The sequence below is a fragment of the Micromonospora sp. LOL_024 genome (assembly GCF_048060415.1).
GTDB lineage: Bacteria > Actinomycetota > Actinomycetes > Mycobacteriales > Micromonosporaceae > Micromonospora.
The window spans coordinates 1-2435 of sequence record NZ_JBHMIS010000102.1; the positions used below are offsets into that span (position 1 = coordinate 1).

General features: G+C 63.9%; 3 protein-coding genes. 1 reads left to right on the top strand and 2 read right to left on the bottom strand.

Going from position 1 to position 2435, the window contains the following annotated elements; genetic code table 11:
* Window positions 1-70 precede the first annotated feature (70 nt).
* A complete protein-coding gene (locus ACFHWY_RS28240) occupies window positions 71-1180 on the top strand; it encodes an EcsC family protein (RefSeq protein ID WP_416583284.1) in 1110 nt (369 codons plus the stop codon).
* A gap of 110 nt (window positions 1181-1290) precedes the next feature.
* On the opposite strand, the gene ACFHWY_RS28245 is transcribed toward ACFHWY_RS28240, so the two are convergent.
* Entirely contained in the window at window positions 1291-1518 is a 228-nt protein-coding gene (locus ACFHWY_RS28245; RefSeq protein ID WP_416583285.1) for a hypothetical protein, read from the bottom strand.
* Between the two features lie 305 nt (window positions 1519-1823).
* Window positions 1824-2435: IS3 family transposase (locus ACFHWY_RS28250; protein ID WP_416583286.1), on the bottom strand; the 612-nt coding region annotated here is incomplete at its 5' end.

Consider the following 2435-nt stretch of genomic DNA (forward strand, 5'->3'; position numbering starts at 1 on the left):
CAGCACGTGTCACACGCAGAGCCTACTAAACGGCTAGCTATTTACGAAACAGAACACTAGCCTGGGCAGCATGGCAGAACCCTCGGAGTACGAGCTCGCGGCATGGCGTGACATCCGGCAGTTCAAGGGCCGGCCGCTGTCGGCCGCGTTACGCAACGCCGGTGAGGGCGTCTCCATCGGGGCCGCGGCACTCGGTCGTCGTGCGGCTACCTATCTGGAAAACCATCCGGGAGCCCAATCAGCCGTGTCGCGGGGGCGCGGCATCGTCGCCAAGGGTGCGAGCACCCTTGGCACCGGGGCTCGCAAAGCTGCCAGCGTCCTTCCCACCAGCGCGGCGGACTGGAGTGGCACCGCTCTGGGCTCGGCGCAACGCACGGTGGCGAAGATTTCGCGAGCGGGGCTCTCCCCCAAACAGGTGGTGAAACGCCACCAGAAGCGCGGGCACGACGTCACCAAGCTTTCCGACCTGCGGCGCCTCGACCTCGATCAGATCCACGCGGTCCGCGGACGTTCGATGAGCTGGTACTACCCGGCTACCGCCGCAGGATCAGGAATGGTTGCGGGGCTGGTGATCTCGGGAGGCGAGCTGGTAACCGCAGTCTCCGGCGGTGCCGCGGCGGCGCCGTCGGGAGGTGCCATCTTCGGCGCTTTCGCCGGCGATGCCGCTGTTGTTCTCGGTCTGGCATCACGTGCTGTAGGCCATGTGTCACTGCTGTATGGCTACGACCCCGAGGAGCCCGCCGAAAAACTCTTTGTGCTGTCCGTCGTCAACGCCGGAACGGCCATTTCAACCAGCGCGAAGAGCGCCGCCCTGGCCGACATCTCGCGTCTCACCCAAGCGCTCGTCCGGGGCAAGACATGGAAGGTTTTGAACGAGTCGGTTGTCTCCCGGGTCGCCGTGAAGTTCACAGAGGCATTCGGCCGTGACCTCACCAAGAAGGGCCTTGGCAAGGTCGTACCGGTCGCCGGGATCCTGGTCGGCGGCACCCTCAACTGGACCATCCTGGAGGGAATCGTCGACACTGCCGACATGGTGTACCGGCGGCGGTTCCTCCTGGATAAGTACCCACAGCTGCGTGATGAGGAGCCGCTGGAAGCGCTCGTCGACGACGAAAACGCTGACGACAAGTTCAGCGTGCTCGACGAACTCGCCGAGGAGGGCGGCCCCGACCTACGCTGAGCCCCACGGCATGCCGCCGATACGTCGGGCCGGACTGGCGAGTCCGGGCGGCTGTCATCGTCGACGACGCCGCTCCACCGCGAACAACAACGCTCTCGGCGGCAACGGATCTATACGCCTTCTAGTTGTTCCAGCCGACGAAGTACCGCACGTGGCAGTTCTGGCGCTTCCAAGCGGTAGGGCTTCCAGCGATCGTTGGAACCGTCCTTCATCGACGCGCTGAAGCAGTACCGCCCTCGACTATTGGGTTCGCCAAGGGTGTCGGCATAGTCCTTGCTGGGTACGAGCCATGCCTTCATCACGATGCCGTGGACCACGTCGATCGCGACGAACAGCATGTCAAGATCGTTTCGAGGCACGAAGGTCTGGCGAGGGGCCTAGGTAACGCTGGTCGTGCAGGCGAAGGCTCGGATGTCCGACAGCAAGAGGATCCAGTCCGAAGGCTTCGTCGCCTTCGTCCGATAGACACATTGAGAGCCTCGCGGTCGCCGCTGCGCGAGCAGTGCGCAACCTCGTGAAGTTCGTCGCGGAGCGAGAGGGCATCCCGGCGACGACCATCAGCGGCGCCATCTCCGCAAACCAAGGCGACATAACCCCGAGGTTGGTCTGCCGCGCGTTTTCCGGACAGTCGTTTAATGGCCGTTTAGGCTGCTGGCTGTCGGTTCAGATACTCGTCGCGGGCTTCGCTCGGAGTCCGGTATCCCAACCCGGAGTGAAGTCTCGTCGTATTGTATCGGAGTTCGATGTAGGCCGCAATATCCGCGTACGCTTTCTTGCGGGTCGGGTACGCGGTGCGGTGCACCCGCTCGATTTTCAGCGCCGCGTTGAACGACTCGGCCATCGCATTATCGTAACAAATCCCCGTCCGGCCGACGGACTGCCGTATATCCAACCCCTTCAGCGCCTCGGCGAATTCGGCCGAGGTGTAGTTGCTGCCGCGGTCGGAATGGAAGATCGCACCGGCCGGCAGGTCGCAGTTGCGCGCCGCCATCTCTACCGCTGCGGCGATCAATGGAGTCTTGTAGTTGTCGTCCATCGCCCAGCCGATGACGGCTTTGGTGTGGCAGTCGATGACGGTCGCCAAGAACAGCCAGCCCTCCCAGGTCGGAATATAGGTGATATCGCCGACCATCTTGGCGCCGGGCGCCTCGGCGGTGAAGTCGCGGTTCACCAGGTCGGGGATCGGGCCCGCGCCAGGGCGGTTGCAAGTTCCGGGGTCGTGCGGCTGGTCGGGTAGTGACCGGTTGGGGTGTAT